This window comes from Pseudomonas sp. MWU16-30317, assembly GCF_020515695.1.
GTDB lineage: Bacteria > Pseudomonadota > Gammaproteobacteria > Pseudomonadales > Pseudomonadaceae > Aquipseudomonas.
This window is the reverse complement of sequence record NZ_JAIWJA010000008.1, coordinates 213644-230586: the sequence shown is the minus strand read 5'-3', so window position 1 is coordinate 230586 and position 16943 is coordinate 213644. Positions and strand designations below refer to the sequence as shown.

Annotated in this window: 16 protein-coding genes; 15 read left to right on the top strand and 1 reads right to left on the bottom strand. The window is 62.7% G+C overall.

The window, feature by feature from the left end:
* Positions 1-75 precede the first annotated feature (75 nt).
* Positions 76-1203 (top strand): metallophosphoesterase, encoded by a 1128-nt coding sequence (locus LIX93_RS22115; RefSeq protein WP_226506193.1) that lies wholly within the window; start codon positions 76-78, stop codon positions 1201-1203.
* A gap of 130 nt (positions 1204-1333) precedes the next feature.
* Positions 1334-1573 (top strand): hypothetical protein, encoded by a 240-nt coding sequence (locus LIX93_RS22110; RefSeq protein WP_226506192.1) that lies wholly within the window; start codon positions 1334-1336, stop codon positions 1571-1573.
* A 57-nt stretch (positions 1574-1630) separates the two neighbouring features.
* On the opposite strand, the gene LIX93_RS22105 is transcribed toward LIX93_RS22110, so the two are convergent.
* Positions 1631-2065 carry a GFA family protein gene (locus LIX93_RS22105; RefSeq protein WP_226506191.1) on the bottom strand — a complete coding sequence of 145 codons (435 nt, stop codon included), beginning with the start codon at positions 2063-2065 and terminating at the stop codon, positions 1631-1633.
* Positions 2066-2422: 357 nt separating this feature from the next.
* On the opposite strand from LIX93_RS22105, the gene LIX93_RS22100 reads away from it, so the two are divergent.
* The 13 genes from LIX93_RS22100 to LIX93_RS22040 all read left to right on the top strand — a co-directional run bounded on the left by LIX93_RS22100 (position 2423) and on the right by LIX93_RS22040 (position 16908).
* Positions 2423-3421: a TRAP transporter substrate-binding protein gene (locus tag LIX93_RS22100; protein ID WP_226506190.1), complete on the top strand. Its 999-nt coding sequence runs from the start codon at positions 2423-2425 to the stop codon at positions 3419-3421.
* Between the two features lie 156 nt (positions 3422-3577).
* Positions 3578-4210, top strand: a complete 633-nt coding sequence (locus tag LIX93_RS22095; RefSeq protein ID WP_226506189.1) for a TRAP transporter small permease — start codon at positions 3578-3580, stop codon at positions 4208-4210.
* Positions 4210-5493 (top strand): C4-dicarboxylate TRAP transporter large permease protein DctM, encoded by a 1284-nt coding sequence (gene dctM / locus LIX93_RS22090; protein ID WP_226506188.1) that lies wholly within the window; start codon positions 4210-4212, stop codon positions 5491-5493. Before LIX93_RS22095 ends, dctM begins: the two co-directional genes overlap by 1 nt.
* Positions 5494-5612: 119 nt before the next feature.
* Positions 5613-6371, top strand: coding sequence for an ABC transporter substrate-binding protein (locus LIX93_RS22085; protein WP_226506187.1), 759 nt, complete (start codon positions 5613-5615; stop codon positions 6369-6371).
* 127 nt (positions 6372-6498) lie between these two features.
* Complete coding sequence (locus LIX93_RS22080; RefSeq protein ID WP_226506186.1) at positions 6499-7842, top strand: MFS transporter; 1344 nt, start codon at positions 6499-6501, stop codon at positions 7840-7842.
* Positions 7823-8752, top strand: coding sequence for a 2-hydroxyacid dehydrogenase (locus tag LIX93_RS22075; protein WP_226506185.1), 930 nt, complete (start codon positions 7823-7825; stop codon positions 8750-8752). Before LIX93_RS22080 ends, LIX93_RS22075 begins: the two co-directional genes overlap by 20 nt.
* Positions 8753-9069: 317 nt before the next feature.
* On the top strand, positions 9070-9807 hold the full coding sequence (locus LIX93_RS22070; RefSeq protein WP_226506184.1) for an FCD domain-containing protein: 738 nt from the start codon (positions 9070-9072) through the stop codon (positions 9805-9807).
* Positions 9804-10796 carry an ABC transporter ATP-binding protein gene (locus LIX93_RS22065; RefSeq protein ID WP_226506183.1) on the top strand — a complete coding sequence of 331 codons (993 nt, stop codon included), beginning with the start codon at positions 9804-9806 and terminating at the stop codon, positions 10794-10796. The genes LIX93_RS22070 and LIX93_RS22065 overlap by 4 nt, the downstream gene beginning before the upstream one ends.
* A complete protein-coding gene (locus LIX93_RS22060; protein WP_226506182.1) occupies positions 10793-11911 on the top strand; it encodes an oligopeptide/dipeptide ABC transporter ATP-binding protein in 1119 nt (372 codons plus the stop codon). Before LIX93_RS22065 ends, LIX93_RS22060 begins: the two co-directional genes overlap by 4 nt.
* Complete coding sequence (locus LIX93_RS22055; RefSeq protein WP_226506181.1) at positions 11908-13407, top strand: ABC transporter substrate-binding protein; 1500 nt, start codon at positions 11908-11910, stop codon at positions 13405-13407. The genes LIX93_RS22060 and LIX93_RS22055 overlap by 4 nt, the downstream gene beginning before the upstream one ends.
* 25 nt (positions 13408-13432) lie before the next feature.
* Positions 13433-14380, top strand: coding sequence for an ABC transporter permease (locus tag LIX93_RS22050; RefSeq protein WP_226506180.1), 948 nt, complete (start codon positions 13433-13435; stop codon positions 14378-14380).
* On the top strand, positions 14377-15261 hold the full coding sequence (locus LIX93_RS22045) for an ABC transporter permease (RefSeq protein ID WP_226506179.1): 885 nt from the start codon (positions 14377-14379) through the stop codon (positions 15259-15261). The genes LIX93_RS22050 and LIX93_RS22045 overlap by 4 nt, the downstream gene beginning before the upstream one ends.
* Before the next feature lie 51 nt (positions 15262-15312).
* Positions 15313-16908, top strand: a complete 1596-nt coding sequence (locus LIX93_RS22040; protein WP_226506178.1) for a gamma-glutamyltransferase family protein — start codon at positions 15313-15315, stop codon at positions 16906-16908.
* Positions 16909-16943 lie beyond the last annotated feature (35 nt).

The window sequence follows — 16943 nt, the reverse complement described above, 5'->3', positions numbered from 1 at the left end:
TCAACCTCTCTGGCATAGCCCTTTCAAAGCCTTTTCGCCATGCGCGCCGACCATCAGGGTCGCAGGAGCCACTTGATGTTTCACGTTATGTTCAGCACCCCTTGCCTGTATGTGATCGTTCGGTTCATCTGGCCCATGCCATGGCCCTTGCCCGTCAGGTTGGCCAGTGCACTGGTGCTGCTGCTCGCTTCGCAGTACCACCTGTATGCCAGGTTCTCGTCCGGCAGCGTGTTCTCGCCGGAGTTTCCGCGCGCCGTGCTGATGTTTTTCAACTGGGCGTTCGGCGCGATATTGCTGATCGCGGTGCTGCAGATTGTCGTCGACCTGGGCACGCTGCTGACGATGCTGGTGCGCCGCCAATGGCTGACCATACCCGCCACGCTGCGCTATGCCTTGGGGACCGCGGCGCTGATACTGGCAGCCGTTGGCGTACAGCAAGCGGTGCGCGTGCCGCCGGTGAAAGATATCGAAGTGGCGATCAAAGATCTCCCCCCGCAGTTCGACGGCTACACGCTGTTGCAACTGACCGACATGCACATCACTCGGCTGTTCAACGAGCCGTGGGCGCGCGCGGTGGTGGAGCGCTCGAACGCGCTGGGGGTCAACCTGATCGTGATCACTGGCGACCTGATCGACGGCCCGCTCAGCGCGCGCACACGGGACGTCGAGCCGCTGCGGGACCTGCGCGCGGCCGATGGGGTGTATGTGATCCCCGGCAACCACGAGTACTTCTTCGACAACGAGGAGTGGATGCAGTATTTCGTCTCGCTGGGCATGAAGCGCCTGACCAACAGCCACTCGGTAATCGAACGCAACGGTGCGCAATTGGTCATCGCCGGGGTCACCGACCTGAGCGCGCCGCGCGCCGGCTTGCCGGGGCCAGACCTGCAACAGGCTCTGGCCGGAGCCCCCGCCGATGCGCCGATCATTCTGCTCGACCACCAACCGCGCAACGCCCGGCAAGCCGCCCGCCAAGGCGTGGCGCTGCAGTTGTCGGGCCATACCCACGGCGGCATGATCCGCCCACTCGACCTGATCATCGCCCGCGCCAACGAGGGCTTCGTGTCCGGGTTCTATGATGTCGATGGCATGCAGCTGTACGTCAACAACGGCACGGCCCTCTGGCCTGGTTTTGCCATACGCCTGGGCGTGCCTTCGGAGCTGACGCGCATTACCCTCAGGCGCGCGGTGGCGCCGGGCTGAAGGTGCGGCCAAGCGATGCAGCGTTGAGCGCGCTTGGCGTCACCGACGAACAATGTCATTGAGCCCGCGACACAATCCAATAATTAGCGCACCGTGTGCGCATAACGACTCACTTTTATCTGGACGTTACATGACACCCAACGCAGAACACTACAACCCTTCCACGGACTATGCCGACAAGCTGATTTCGCGCATTGGGCAGACACCCTCATGGATCGCCAAGCGCATCGGTGTGACTGACAAGCGCATTCGCTACATCCTCGAGGGTGAACGGACCGTGAAGGGCGAAACCACGCCGATTCAGATGACGTATACCGAGCAGTTTGCGCTTGAGTGTCTGGCTGCAGAGGCTAAAGCGCTGAAGCAGTAATGTTCGCCAGCGTCGCGGAGCGGTCCGCAATACCGCTCCACCTCAGCCCCTCAACCCTCAACCCTCAACCCGCAAAGCCCTGATCAGCGACTCCAGCGATTCCACCGCAGCCTCAAAAACATGCGCGGACCGCACTGTATCCCACGGCATCGCATCCCCCACACAATAATCCCCCACACACGCCATGGCGCTGCTCTGCGCTGCCAACAACCCCAACGGCACCCACACATAACGCGAGCCTCTCAAGGCATTGGGCACCGTCGAACCGCATTGTCTGCAGAAGTCGTTCCGATAGCCGCTGGATTTGACCCAGCTGTTTATTGCGCCCTCCTCTGCCTGCCACTTGAAACTGGATTCAGTGACGATCGTCGCGCAGTTATAACCCGTACCAGTTTGTCGGCGGCACAGTGAGCAGTGGCACCGATAGAAATAAAGCGGCTCTGTGCTCAGGGAGAAAGCCACTGCCCCGCACAGGCACTGTCCTGTCAGCATTTCTGTATGTCCTTATTCAAGGGGCTACCGCGTTTGATGGGCGCAATACTGTGGCCCGCACAGGGCAGTGAAGTCAAAGCGCGGGTATGTACCAAGAGCCGTGCGGATGACTGATACGCGATAAAACCATGACCACCCGCTCTCGTGCATTCTGGACCAGCCCCTTCGGGTGGCGATGCCTGGCCTCATGACTACTCGATAGCGCCAGCGTTCGTGTGCAACGAACGCTGGGTTATCGAAAAGCTAATTCTCAACACGCAACCGATTGACCCATCTTAGGCCGATACTGATCGCTGGTTGGTTGGATAAAGAGGCCCGTAGAGGCTTCTCATACAACAATAAAAAAGGAGCATTCCAATGCTGAAGTTGACCAAGGCGCTGCTCTGCGCCGCCGCGCTGTCCATGACCGCCCTCGCGCAGGCAGCCGACCCCATCGTTATCAAGTTCGCCCATGTGGTCGCGGAAAACACTCCCAAAGGGCAAGGCGCGCTGATGTTCCAGAAGCGGGTCGCCGATGATGCGCTGCTCAAGGACAGGGTAAAGATCGAGGTGTATCCGAACTCCTCGCTGTTCGGCGATGGCAAGGAAATGGAGGCACTGCTATTAGGGGATGTACAACTCCTGGCGCCGTCGCTGGCCAAGTTCGAGCAATACACCAAGCAGCTGCAGATTTACGACCTGCCCTTCCTCTTCGATGACCTGGCAGCGGTCGACCGCTTTCAGCAAGGCCCGCAAGGCAAGGCGTTGCTGACGGCAATGGACGACAAGGGCATCCACGGCCTGGCCTATTGGCACAACGGCCTCAAGCAGCTTTCGGCCAACAAGAAGGTCATCGTGCCCAAGGATGCACGCGGCCTGAAGTTCCGCGTGCAGGCTTCCAGCGTGCTCGAAGCGCAATTCGTCGCCATTCATGCCAATCCGCGCAAGATGAGTTTCGCCGAGGTCTATCAGGGCCTGCAGACCGGCACCGTGAATGGCACCGAGAACACCTGGTCCAACTACGAAAGCCAGAAGGTCAACGAAGTGCAGCCCTTCTTCACCGAAACCAACCATGGCCTGATCGACTACATGGTCATCACCAACGCGAAGTTCTGGAACGGCCTGCCGGAAGATATCCGCACCGAACTGCAAAAGATCATGGACCAGGTGACCGTCGAGGTGAACAAGCAGGCTGAGGCCCTGAACAATACCGCCAGGCAGAAGATCATCGACGCCAAGACCAGCGAAATCGACCCGCTCACCGCCGAGCAACGCCAGCAATGGCGCGAAGCGATGCGCCCGGTGTGGGACAAATTTTCCGACGAAATTGGCGCCGATCTGATCAAAGCTGCGGACGACTCGAACAAGGCGCCGTAAGGTCGGGCCCCTTCGCGGGCAAGCCTCGCTCCCACAGGGAACTGTTTGCACTGTGGGAGCGAGGCTTGCCCGCGAAAGGGCCCTCCAGTCATGCCTTATCAGCCCCTGTTTGCGCGCCCTCACCGGCACCGCGCATGCCCTGTTCGGAGAATACCGATGCAATCACTCAGACACTTCTGGGAGCGCTTCGAGGAAGGCATGATCGCCTTTCTGCTGGCCGCCATGACGTTGGTGACCTTCACCTACGTGGCGCTGAACAACCTCTACACGCTGTTCTACACCCTGAGCGACAAGGTCCCATTCGCCAGCGATGCGCTAGCCAGCGTCGGCGATCATCTGATGAGCTACGCCCAGGGGATGACCTGGAGCGTGGCCCTGACCAAGGCGTTGTTCGGCTGGCTGATCTTTTTCGGTATCAGCTACGGCGTGCGCACTGCCGGCCACCTGGGCGTCGACGTGCTGGTGAAAAAAACCAGCAAACCGGTGCAGCGTTTGCTGTCGATGCTCGCCTGTGCCTGTTGCATGGCCTACGCCGGACTCTTGCTGGCGGCGAGCTACAAATGGGTGTCGGCGTTGTTGGTGGCAGGGGTCGGTGCTGAAGACCTGGACCGCTACGGGGTCAAGGTCGGCTACATCACCGCCATCGTGCCCTTCGGCTTTGCCCTGATCATTGCCCGTTATCTGGAAATCTTCTATCGCCTCTACACCGGTCGCCAGACCGGCCTGGGCCTGGCGGACGAAGCTCGCGAGGCGACGAAGCTGGCCAACCCGAGCGAGGAGCAACACTGATGACGGTGATCTGCCTGTTTTTGCTGCTCTTCGTGTTCATGTTTCTGGGCGTGCCGATCGCAATCTCGCTGGGGCTGTCGGGGGCGGTATCGATTCTGCTGTTCAGCCACGACTCCCTGAGCTCGCTGGCGATAAAGCTGTTCGAGACCTCCGACAGCTACACCTTTCTGGCCATACCGTTCTTTTTGCTGTCTGGCGCATTCATGACCACCGGTGGCGTGGCCAAGCGCCTGATCGACTTTGCCAACGCCTGCGTCGGCCATATCCGTGGCGGCCTGGCCATTGCGGCGGTGCTGGCGTGCATGCTGTTCGCGGCGCTGTCCGGCTCCTCGCCGGCCACCGTGGCGGCGGTTGGTTCGATCGCAGTCGCTGGCATGGTGCGCTCCGGCTACCCCAAGGAATTCGGCGCGGGAATCATCTGCAACGCCGGTACGCTGGGCATCCTCATTCCGCCGTCGATCGTGATGGTGGTGTATTCGGCCGCGACCGAAACCTCGGTCGGCAAGCTGTTCATGGCCGGGGTGGTACCCGGCATCCTGCTGGGCGTGGTGCTGATGGTGGTGATCTATATCGTCGCCCGCATCAAGAAGCTCCCAGCCCAACCGCGCGTGAGTATTGGCGAGTGGCTAGCCACCGCGCGCCGGGCGTTCTGGGGCCTGCTGTTGCTGGTGATCATCCTCGGCGGCATCTACAGCGGCCTGTTCACGCCCACGGAAGCGGCAGCGGTGGCGGCGGTGTACTCGGCCTTTATCGCGCTGTTCGTGTACAAGGACATGCACTTGCGCGACTGCCCCAAAGTGCTGCTCGAATCGGGCCGGCTGACCATCATGCTGTTGTTCATCATCGCCAATGCGATGCTGTTCGCCCACGTGCTGACCACCGAGCAGATTCCACAGCAGATCACCAACTGGGTGGTGTCCGAGGGACTGACGCCGATCGGCTTCCTGGTCATGGTCAACATCGTCTTGCTGGTGGCCGGCAGCTTCATGGAGCCTTCGGCGATCATCCTGATCCTGGCGCCGATCTTTTTCCCGATCGCGACGAAACTGGGCATCGATCCGATCCACCTGGGCATTGTCATGGTGGTGAACATGGAGATCGGCCTGGTGCATCCGCCGGTGGGCCTGAATCTGTTCGTGACCTCGGCGGTCACGGGCCTGACGTTGGGGCAGACGATCCGCGCGGCGCTGCCGTGGCTGTCGATCCTGTTGATGTTCCTGATCCTGATCACCTATGTGCCGATCATCTCGCTGGCGCTGCCCAAGTGGCTGGGGATGCCATAAACGCTCCTGCGCAGCGGCTGTCGCGGATTTCGTGTGTCTGGCAACGTCTGTACCTATACTCACGTGGTCGCGGGATTCACATCCAGTTTGAACTCCGCACAGCCCATCAGGCAGGACACGTGAAACGGTCGATACCCATTCTAGCGCTGTTGTGCATGTTGCTCGGTATCCCTGGCTCCCCCGCCAGAGCCGATGACTACCAAATCGTTACTGAAGAATGGGCACCTTACAACTATCAGGAGAACGGCCAGCTCACTGGCATGACCACGGAGATCGTGCAGGCCATCATGGCGCTCACCGGGGATCACTTCGAGATTGCCATGGTGCCCAGTATGCGCACTACCTACCTATTGAATTCCCGCCCGAAAACGATCCTGTACTCACTATTCCGCACCCCGGAGCGCGAGCCGTTGTACAAATGGGTCGGGCCGATTGTGGAAGAGTCCATCTACCCCTATCAGTTGGCCGATGCGCAGCAGCCGGTCAACACCCTCGAAGAGCTGCATCAAGCCCCACAGATCACCACGCGCAAAGCCGGCCTGATACCGGATCTGCTGCAGGCGCAAGGCTTCAACAACCTCGACAGAAGCGCGAGCGTCAACCAGCAGCTGTACCGCATGCTGCTGGCCAAGCGCACCGACCTCATCGTCGGCGATACCGCAGCGGGCGTGGCGTACAACAGCCGCCAACTGAATATCCCTGCCGGTACCTTGCGTCAGATACCGGTCGAGCTCTACCACTCCTCGCTGTACATCGCCTTTAGCCGCGACGCCGATGACAAGGTGGTCAATGCCTGGTCCAGCGCGCTGGACAGGTTGCGTCACACGGGGGCCTTGGAGCGGATCATGCGAAAATACAATCACCCGGTCGGGCCGTAGCACTCGACCCCACGGATAAATCCCTAAATATGGGACTGCAAATCATATATTGAGCTATTAGCCAATCTCGTCTATGGTGGGCCTACATCCCCGTTGCTTACTCTCATAACAACAATAGAGAGGCCACATGCACCAGCCATCCATGGACTCGGGCCTGCACGCCAGCACCATGAAGCGTCTCAACCTCAAGTTGATCCCCTTCCTGATGTTGCTGTACATGGTCGCCTACATCGACAAATCGAACATCTCCGTCGCCGCCCTGCAGATGAACGCGGAGCTAGGCCTGACCGCGCAGATGTACGGCTTGGGCGTCGGTTTGTTCTTCCTCACCTACATCCTCCTGGAAGTGCCCAGCAGTGTGATTCTGACCAAGGTCGGTGCGCGCCGTTGGATTGCGCGCATCATGATCACCTGGGGCATCGTCGCCGCGGGCATGAGCCTGGTGCAGAGCGCCAACCAACTGTATGGCATGCGCCTGCTGCTGGGCGCCGCCGAGGCCGGGTTCACGCCGGGGATCATCTATTACCTGTCGCAGTGGTATCCGCGCAGCGATCGGGCCAAGGCCATGTCGTTCTTCTACATCGGCGCAGCGCTGGCCTCGGTGATCGGCCTGCCGCTGTCGGGGGCGTTTCTGCACCTGGATGGCTACTTCGGGGTCAGCGGCTGGCGCTGGCTGTTCCTGATGGAAGGCCTGCCGGCGGTAGTGCTGGGGATCGTAGTACTGCGCTATCTGCCCGATACCCCGCAAAGCACCCACTGGCTGCAGCCCGAGCAAAAGGACTGGCTGAGCCGCACCATTGCCAGCGAGCAGGCCAAAACACCCATTTCCCATCATGCCGCCTGGCAGACGGCCTTTCGCAGCCGCCAGGTGTGGTTGCTGAGTCTGTTCTGGTTGCTGCAGGCGTTCGGCACCATCGGCATCACGCTGTTCCTGCCCTTGATCGTCAAGTCGGTGTCGGGCCAGGAATCCTTTACCGTCAGCGTGCTGTCGGCAGTGCCCTTCCTGTTCGCTTGCGTGTTCATGTATCTCAACGGCACCCACTCGGATCGCAAGCGTGAGCGTGGCTGGCATCTGTGCGTGCCGCTGGTACTGGCCGGCGTACTGCTGGCGCTGGCGGTGGCGACCAGTAACCCGTGGCTGGCCTATGGGTTGCTGGTGGTCGCCGTCGGTTTGAACTGGGCGGCGACGCCGGTGTTCTGGGCGACCACCACCGAGTACCTCTCCGGCGCCGCGGCGGCTGCCTCGATTGCGCTTATCAACTCCATCGCCAATATCGCCGGCCTCGGCCTGCCGCCGGTCATGGGCCTGATCAAGGACGTCACCCACAGCTACGACTATGCCCTGCTGCTGGTGGCCGCGGCGCTGCTGGCGGGTGGCGTGCTGGGTCTGTATCTGGGCCGTCCACGCCGTGCGGCACCTCCTTTACCCATCAACCCTTCGCGAGGTTTCGATGAAGCCAAGAGTCCTTAAGATCGCCAAACTGCCGCCCATGCTGGATGAAGCCCTGCACGCCACCTACGAGGTGGTCGAGGCACACCAGGATGGTACCGGTGTGAACGCAGCGACGGCCGATATTCGCGCGCTGGTCGCCAACGGTGAATCCACGGTCACCCGGCAATTGCTGGAACAACTGCCGGCCTTGGAAGTCATCGCCGTGCTCGGCGTGGGCTACGACGGCATCGACGTCGTGGCGGCCCGCGAGCGTAGCATTCAGGTCACCCACACGCCCGATGTACTGACCGACGACGTCGCCGACTTCGCCATGGCGCTGCTGTTTGGCATCGCCCGCAACACTCGAGTGGCTGACCAGTTCACGCGCTCGGGCGCCTGGGCGAACGGGCCTTTCGCGTTCAGCCGCAAAGTCACTGGCGCGCGCCTGGGCATCATCGGCCTGGGCCGCATCGGCAAGGCCATCGCGCGCCGCGCCCAAGGGTTCGACATGTCGATCGCCTACACCGGGCGCCAGCCGCAAGCGGTCGATCACGCTTATTTCAGCACTGCGGTCGAATTGGCTGCGGCGGTAGATTTTCTGGTGGTGGCGGTTGGTGGCGGTGCTGCCAGCTATCACCTGGTGGACGAGCAGGTGCTGCAGGCGCTGGGGCCGCAGGGCTATTTGATCAACGTCGGGCGCGGCAGCGTGGTCGATGAGCAAGCGCTCGCACAGGCGTTGGCCGAGGGTCGGCTGGCGGGGGCGGCGCTGGATGTCTACGAAAACGAGCCGCGCCCGCACCCAGGTTTGCTCGGGCTGGAGAATGTGTTGCTGACCCCGCACATGGCCAGCGCCACCCCTGATACCCGCCGGGCGATGTCCGATCTGGTAATGGCCAATTTGCAGGCCTGGCAGAACAACACCGCACTGCCGACGCCTGTACCGCAGTAACTTCAGAACCCAGCGCCTCACAGGCTGACGCCACGCACCCTAACGATGCGCCCGCCTCAACATCGCCCATCCGCAACCCAGGGCAGAAAAATTGGTTCGCTTATCAGCGAACCAATTCAAGCAGCACCGCGAACCAAGCCTTGAACCAATACGGCATTGGCCCGCTCCCCTCTCGTTCTTCCGCTGAAGTCTTCCTGAACACCGTCCGCAAGCCCGAACCAATTTTCATTGGCATCGCTATTGCAACTGCCTAGCTATCGTCAGTCCCGCCCTGAACGGCAGCGACCGTCCTTTTGAGCTTGTCAGGAGAAACCATCATGGAAAGTTTCGACACTGACGCAGCCCACGATAACGCTTCAAAGCTAGCCCTCGACGCGCTGCGGCAAACGGTGGCCCAGCATGCGGCGTTCCCCCAGCGAGCGCTGCCTACCGAGCGAGAATTGGCGGTGCTGTTCGGCGTGAGCCGCCGGGCGATTCGGCGGGCACTGGCGGTGCTCGAAGCCGAAGGGCAGATCTGGCGCCGCCAGGGCAAAGGCACCTTTGTGGGCCCGACGCCGCCCAGCGCGTCCATGAGTTTCGCAAGATTATCGAGCCGGACCAATTTCAGTGAGGTCATGGAAGCGCGGTTGCATCTGGAGCCGGCGCTGGCGTCCCTCGCGGCGGTCCGCGCCAGCGGCGAGCAGATGGCGATACTGCGCCGCCTCACCGAACGCACCACCCGCCATCAAGGCGCCGAGCAAGTGGACGCCGAGGGTCTGGAGTTGTGGGACAGCGCCCTGCACCGCGGCATTGCCGAGGCGGCGGGCAACCGGTTGATGCTGGATATCTTCGAAATGCTCGACGCCATCCGCCTCGATCCAGCCTGGCGCGACCTGCGCCAGCGCGCGCGCAACACTGATCGCCTGAGCACCTACAGCCACGACCACGATGACATCGTCGACGCCATCGAGCGCCGCGACCCGGTCAAGGCGGCCACGGCCATGCGCGGTCATCTGCGCGCCCTGCAACAGGCACTCGACAACGTCATTCACCAAGACCTCGAGGCGAGTTCATGAATCCGCAAGCCCCGGTATTAAGCGTCGACAACCTCAGCGTGCGTTTCAAGGGCGCGCCGGCCAATGTGGTCGATGGTGTGTCCTTTGCGGTGATGCCCGGCAAGACCCTGGCCATCGTCGGCGAGTCCGGCTGCGGCAAGAGCGTCACCTCCATGGCGCTGATGGGGCTGTTGCCCGATACCGCCACGGTCGGCGCCAACGCCTCCAGCCTGTTGGCCGAACCCTTGCTGGGCATGCCCGCCGAGCGCTTGCTCAACGTGCGCGGCAATCGCATGGCGATGATTTTCCAGGAGCCCATGACGTCGCTGAATCCGGTGTTCACCCTCGGCGACCAGATCGGCGAAAGCGTGATGCGTCATCAAGGCCTGTCGCGCAAAGAAGCCCGCCAGCGGGCGCAGCAGATGCTCGAAAAAGTCCGCGTGCCTGACGCCGTGCAGCGCCTGGACGCCTATCCACACGAGTTGTCCGGCGGCATGCGCCAACGGGCGATGATTGCCATGGCGCTGGCCAACGACCCGGCGCTGATCATCGCCGACGAGCCCACCACCGCGCTGGACGTGACCATTCAGGCGCAGATCCTCGCACTGGTGGCCAACCTGCAGGCCGAAACCGGCACCTCGATGATCCTCATCACCCATGACCTGGGCGTGGTCGCCGAAGTGGCCGACGAGGTGCTGGTGATGTACGCCGGGCAGGTGGTAGAGAGCGGCTCGGTCAAGACCCTGTTCGACGATCCACAGCACCCGTACACCATCGGGCTGATGGGCTCGATGCCGTCGATCGGCCCTCGCGAAGGGCGCCTGGCAACCATCAACGGCCGTGTGCCGACACCGGTAGAGATGCCCAGCGGTTGCCGCTTTGCCGGGCGTTGCCCGTTCGCTATCGGCGCCTGTCGCCAGGCCCGTCCGCCGTTGCTGGAGGTCTCGCCCGGGCACTTCGCCGCGTGCATTCGCGTGCCGCTGGAACAGCATGTGGGAGTCATTGCATGAAGCCGGAACCTGATCCAGCGTTGCGCCCCGACACTGACAAGCCGATCCTCGAAAGCGTCGCCGTCAGCAAGCACTTCAGCAGCGAAACCGGCCTGCTGCAGCGCAAAAAGCCCCCCGTGCAGGCGGTCAACGAAGTATCGCTGGCCGTGCGCAGGGGCGAGACCCTGGCGCTGGTGGGGGAATCCGGCTCCGGCAAATCGACATTAGGTCGGGTGCTGCTCAACCTGCTCAAACCCACCGCCGGCGACGTGATCTACGAAGGCCGCAACCTGGCCAATCTGGCCCCGGACAAGCTGCGCCAGGTACGTCGCGACTTGCAGATCATCTTCCAGGACCCGTTCGCCTCGCTGAACCCGCGCATGAGCGTTGAAGCCATCGTCGGCGAGCCGATCTGGCTGCACCGCGATGACAGCCGCAGCGCGCGTCAGGACAAGGTCGCCGAACTGCTGCGCACTGTCGGCCTGGCGCCTGAACACGGCAGCCGCTACCCCCATGAGTTTTCCGGCGGCCAGCGCCAGCGCATCGGTATTGCCCGCGCGCTGGCCTCCGAACCGCGGTTGATTCTCGGCGACGAGCCGGTGTCGGCGCTGGACGTTTCGGTCCAGGCGCAAGTGGTCAACCTGCTCGAAGACCTCAAGCATCAGTTCGGCCTGACCTTGGTCATTGTCGCCCACGGCCTCGCGGTGATTCGCCACATGAGCGATCGCGTGGCGGTGATGTACCTGGGCGAAATCGTCGAACTGGCACCCGTCGATGCCCTGTTCGAAACGCCGCTGCACCCTTATACCCAAGCGCTGATGGCCGCAGTGCCGGTCAGCCACCCCGACCTGCGCCACCCGCGCGCCGTGCTCGGCGGCGACATGCCCAGCCCCAGCAAGCCGCCGTCGGGCTGTCGTTTTCACACCCGCTGCCCGCATGTTCGACCGCTGTGCCGCGAGCTCAAACCGCTGTTCGAAAGCGTCGAGGGCGAGCGTCAGGTCGCCTGCCATTACTGGCGCGAAATCGCCAATGCAGGGGCCGGCTCCTTGATCGTCCCTACACCCAGCGCGGCCTATACCCGACGCCTGGATCTATTCAAAAGCCATCAGGCCTTATCTCTGGAGAGTCAGCAATGAAGTTCGCACAGCTCATGACCGGCACCCTGCTACTGCTCGCTGCCAACGCTGCCTTTGCCGAAACGACGCTGCGCATCGGCATTCAGGATGACCCTGACGTGCTCGACCCGCATCGCTCGCGCACCTACTCCGGCAGGCTGGTCTACACCGCCCTGTGCGACAAGCTGGTGGACATCAACCCGCAGCTCAACTACGTGCCGCAACTGGCCACCGCCTGGCACTGGAGCGAGGACGGCAAGACGCTGACCATGACACTGCGCGACGGCGTGACCTTCCACGACGGCGAAGTGTTCGACGCGGCCGCCGTGAAGTTCAACCTGGACCGCGCTCGCACCCTGCCCGACTCGCTGCGCAAGAGCGAACTGTCGTCGGTAGAGAGCGTTGAGGTAATCGACGCAAAAACCGTCGCCATCAAGGTCAAGCAACCCGATGCCACGCTGATTTCGCAGCTCTCCGATCGCGCCGGCATGATGCTCGCGCCCAAGGCATCGGCCACCGAGGTCGGCGCCAAGCCGATCTGCTCAGGGCCCTACAAGTTCGTCCAGCGCGTGCAGCAGGATCGCATCGTGCTGGAGCGCTTCGACAACTACTGGAACAAGCAGGCCTACCACTTCGACAAGGTGATTTTCCTGCCGATCCCGGACACCTCGGTGCGCTTGGCCAACCTGCGTTCCGGCGACCTGGACATCATCGAGCGCGTGGCACCCACCGACGTGAAAACCGCCAGGGCCGACGGCAAACTGCAGGTGTTCAACACTCCGGGGCTGGGCTACATGCAGCTGATGTACAACACCAACAATGGCGAGCGCGCGAAAACCCCGATCGGCCAGGACAAGCGCGTGCGCCAGGCCTTCGAGCTGGCCATCGACCGGGACGCAATCAATCAGGTGGTGTTCGAAGGCTTGTACGCACCCAGTGCCCAGCCTTTCCCGACCAGTAGTCCGTACTACGACAAGAGCCTGCCGATCCCGGCGCGCGACGTGGAGCAAAGCAAAAAACTGCTGGCCGAAGCCGGGGTAAAATTGCCGCTTGAAGTCGAGCTCAAAGTCGCCAACAACCCCATCGCCCAACAGGTCGGGCAGATCGTTCAGGCCATGGCCGACGAGGCCGGCTTCAAGGTCAATCTGGTCGCCACCGAGTACGCCACGCTGCTCAGCGAGCAACAGGCGGGCAACTTCCAGATCGGCATGACGGCCTGGTCCGGGCGGCCTGATCCGGATGGCAACATCCATCAATTCGTCACCTGCAAGGGCGGGCAGAACGACGGCCATTTCTGCGATCCCAAGCTCGACGATCTGCTCAACAAGGCCCGTACCACCAACGACCAAACCCAGCGCCAGGCGCTGTACGCCGCAGCCCTGCGCTTGATGGCAGTCGATGTGCCGGGCACCTACCTGTATTTCGACCCGCGCATCATTGCCATGAGCAACAAACTGAGCGGTTTCGTGCCGAGCCCGGACGGCTTGATCCGCCTGACCGACGTCGCCTTCAAATGATCTGGGCACCTGCCGAGGAGCGCGCATGCTGACGTTCATCTTCAGACGCCTGCTCAGCGCCATTCCGACGCTGGTCCTGGTGTCGCTGTTCGTCTTCACCCTGCAGAAACTGCTGCCGGGTGATCCGGTGCTGGCCATGGCCGGCGAAGAGCGCGACCCTGCGGTGATGGCGTACCTGCGCGATAAATACCGGCTCAACGATCCGGTGCCGCTGCAGTACCTGCACTGGGTCGGCAACGTGCTGCAAGGCGACTTCGGCACCTCGCTGCGCACCGAGCAGCCGGTGACCGTCCTGCTGGCGTCCAAGCTGCCGGTGACCCTGGAACTGGCAGTGCTGGCGTTGCTCATCGCGCTGCTGATCGGCATTCCCACCGGGGTGATTTCTGCGGTGCGCAAAGGCACGGCGGTGGATTACGGCGCGAATATCTTCGCCCTGTCGGGCATCTCGATTCCGCACTTCTGGCTGGGGATTGTGCTGATCATGATCTTCGCCGTGAAGCTGCAATGGCTACCCGCCTCGGGCTTCGTGCCGCTGGGTGAGGACGTTGGGCAGAACCTCAAGACCCTGATTCTGCCGGCCTTCGTGCTCGGCGCCGGGCTGTCCGGGGTGCTGATGCGCCATACCCGCAGCGCCATGCTCGAAGTGCTGCGCGCCGACTATGTGCGCACCGCAAGAGCCAAGGGCTTGTTGCCGCACACGGTGATCCTCAAGCACGCCCTGCGCAACGCCCTGATGCCAATCGTGACCTTGACCACCCTACTGTTCGGCGAGCTGCTGGGCGGGGCGGTGCTCACTGAGCAGGTGTTCAGCATTCCGGGGTTCGGCAAGATGATCGTCGACGCCGTGTTCAATCGCGATTACGCGGTGGTGCAAGGTGTGGTGCTGTGCGTCGCCATCGGTTTCCTGCTGCTCAATCTGCTGGCCGACGTGCTCTATCGCCTGATCAATCCACGCTTGAGGACTGCCTCATGAGCTTCGTCGCTGCGACCGATTCAGCCTCGACCGACCTCACCCTCACGCCGCGCAGCCGCTCGCCGTTCGTGCGTAAATTCCTCGCCAACAAAGGCGCGGTCATTGGCTCCGGGGTGCTGTTGCTGTTCATTCTGGCCGCGCTGCTGGCGCCGTGGATCGCGCCGTACGACCCGCTCAAAGCCAACTTCCTGCTGGTGCGCAAAGCGCCGTCGATGTTGCATTGGCTGGGCACCGACGAACTGGGCCGCGATCTGTTTTCGCGCTTGCTGTGGGGTGCGCGCAGCTCGTTGCTGGCGGGCGGTGTGTCGGTGGCGATCGCCATGCTCATCGGCGTGCCCCTGGGGCTGATCGCCGGCTACTTTGGCGGTAAGCTCGACGCGATCATCTCGCGCATCATGGAGGCGCTGCTATCGTGTCCGTTCCTGGTGCTGGCGATTGCCTTGGGAGCCTTTTTAGGCCCAAGCCTGACCAACGCGATGATCGCCATCGGGCTGTCGGCGATGCCGATTTTCTGCCGCCTGACGCGCGGTCAGGTATTGGCGATCCGCCACGAGGATTACCTCGAAGGCGCCCGCGCCATCGGCCTGCCGGACCGCTGGATCATCCTGCGCTATGTACTGCCCAACGTGCTGTCGCCACTGGTGGTGCAAGCGACGCTGACCATCGCGTCGGCTATTCTCGCCGAAGCCAGTTTGTCGTTCCTCGGGCTGGGCCAGCAACCGCCCTCGCCGTCCTGGGGTTCGATGCTCAATACCGCGAAGAATTTCATGGAACAGGCGCCGTGGATGTCGATCGCGCCGGGCGTGGCGATCTACATCACGGTGCTGTGTTTCAACCTGCTGGGGGATGGCCTACGCGATGCCCTCGACCCGAAAAGCTGATCACGCCTCGAGTATCCATCCTTAAGCATCACTGCCAAAGAGACCGCCTTCATGCACGATGATCTGGACTACAGCCAACCCTACACCTCCGCCCGTTCGCCCGTGATGGGCGGCAACATGGTCGCCTGCTCTCAGCCGCTGGCCGCCCAGGCCGGGCTCGACATGCTGCGCAAAGGCGGCAATGCGGTGGACGCCGCCATCGCCGCCGCCATGGTGCTCACCGTGGTCGAACCCACTGGTTGCGGCATCGGCAGCGACGCGTTCGCCATCGTCTGGGACGGTAAAAAGCTGCAAGGTCTCAATGCCTCCGGGCGCTCGCCAAAGGCCTGGACGCCGGAGTATTTCGCCGGGCAAACCGAAATGCCGCAACGCGGCTGGGGCGCCGTGACGGTGCCGGGCGCGGTGTCGGCCTGGGTGGCGTTGTCCGAGCGCTACGGCAAGCTGCCGTTCGCCACCCTCGCCGAGCCCGCCGTCGGCTATGCCCAAGACGGTTATCAAGTCACGCCAATCATTGCCGAGTTGTGGCGTCGTGGTGCGCAATTGCTCAAGGACCAGCCAGGCTTCTCCGAGTGCTTCCTGCAGGGTGGCAAGGCCCCCATGGCCGGCGAGAAAATTACCCTCAAGGATCATGCGAAAACCCTGCAGGCCATCGCTGCCAGCAACGGCGAATCGTTCTACCGTGGCGAGCTGGCGCAGGCCATCATTGCGCATGCCAATGCCAACGGCAGTGTCATGAGCCTGGAAGACCTGGCCACCCACAGCGTCGACTGGATCGACACCCTGTCGGTACCCTATGCCGGCGCCGTGGTTCACGAATTGCCGCCCAACGGCCAGGGCATCGCGACTTTGTCGGGCTTGACCCTGCTCGAGGCTTTGGGCGTGGGCGAGCATCCGGTAGACAGCGTCGAGACCGTGCACCCGGTGCTGGAGGCGATGAAGCTGGCGCTGGCCGATCTCGACGAGCATGTCACGGACGAAAGCCACATGCGCCTGCGCTCGGCGCAATTGCTCGACCCGGCCTACTTGATGGACCGCGCGTCGCTGGTCGGCGACCAGGCGGCCAATCCGGGCCACGGCTCGCCAAAAGCGGGCGGCACGGTGTACCTGTCGGCGGCCGACGAGAGCGGCATGATGATCTCGTTCATCCAGTCCAACTACATGGGCTTCGGCTCGGGCGTGGTGGTGCCGGGCACCGGTATCAGCCTGCAGAACCGCGGCGCGGGCTTTACCCTCGATCCCGATCACGTCAACACCGTGGCCCCCGGCAAACGGCCGTTCCACACTATCATCCCGGGCTTCGTGATGAACGCCGACGGCACACCGTTGATGTCCTTCGGCTTGATGGGTGGGCCAATGCAGGCACAAGGGCACTTGCAGATGATGATGCGCATCCTGCGCTACAAGCAAAACCCGCAAGCCGCCGCCGACGCACCGCGCTGGCGCCTGGAGGCCGGCTTGAAAGTGGCCGTCGAGCGCTCCTTCGATCCGCAGGTCGTGGCGGCGCTCAAGGCCAAGGGGCACGACATCGAGGTCGAGGACCCCAGCGGCGTGTTCGCCTTTGGTGGCGCGCAGATCATTCAGCGCACTGCCCACGGCTATGTGGGCGGGACCGATCCGAGGAAGGATGGGGTGGTCGCGGCGTATTGAAATACTGCGTCCGCCCCTGCTCAGGGGTGGACGCT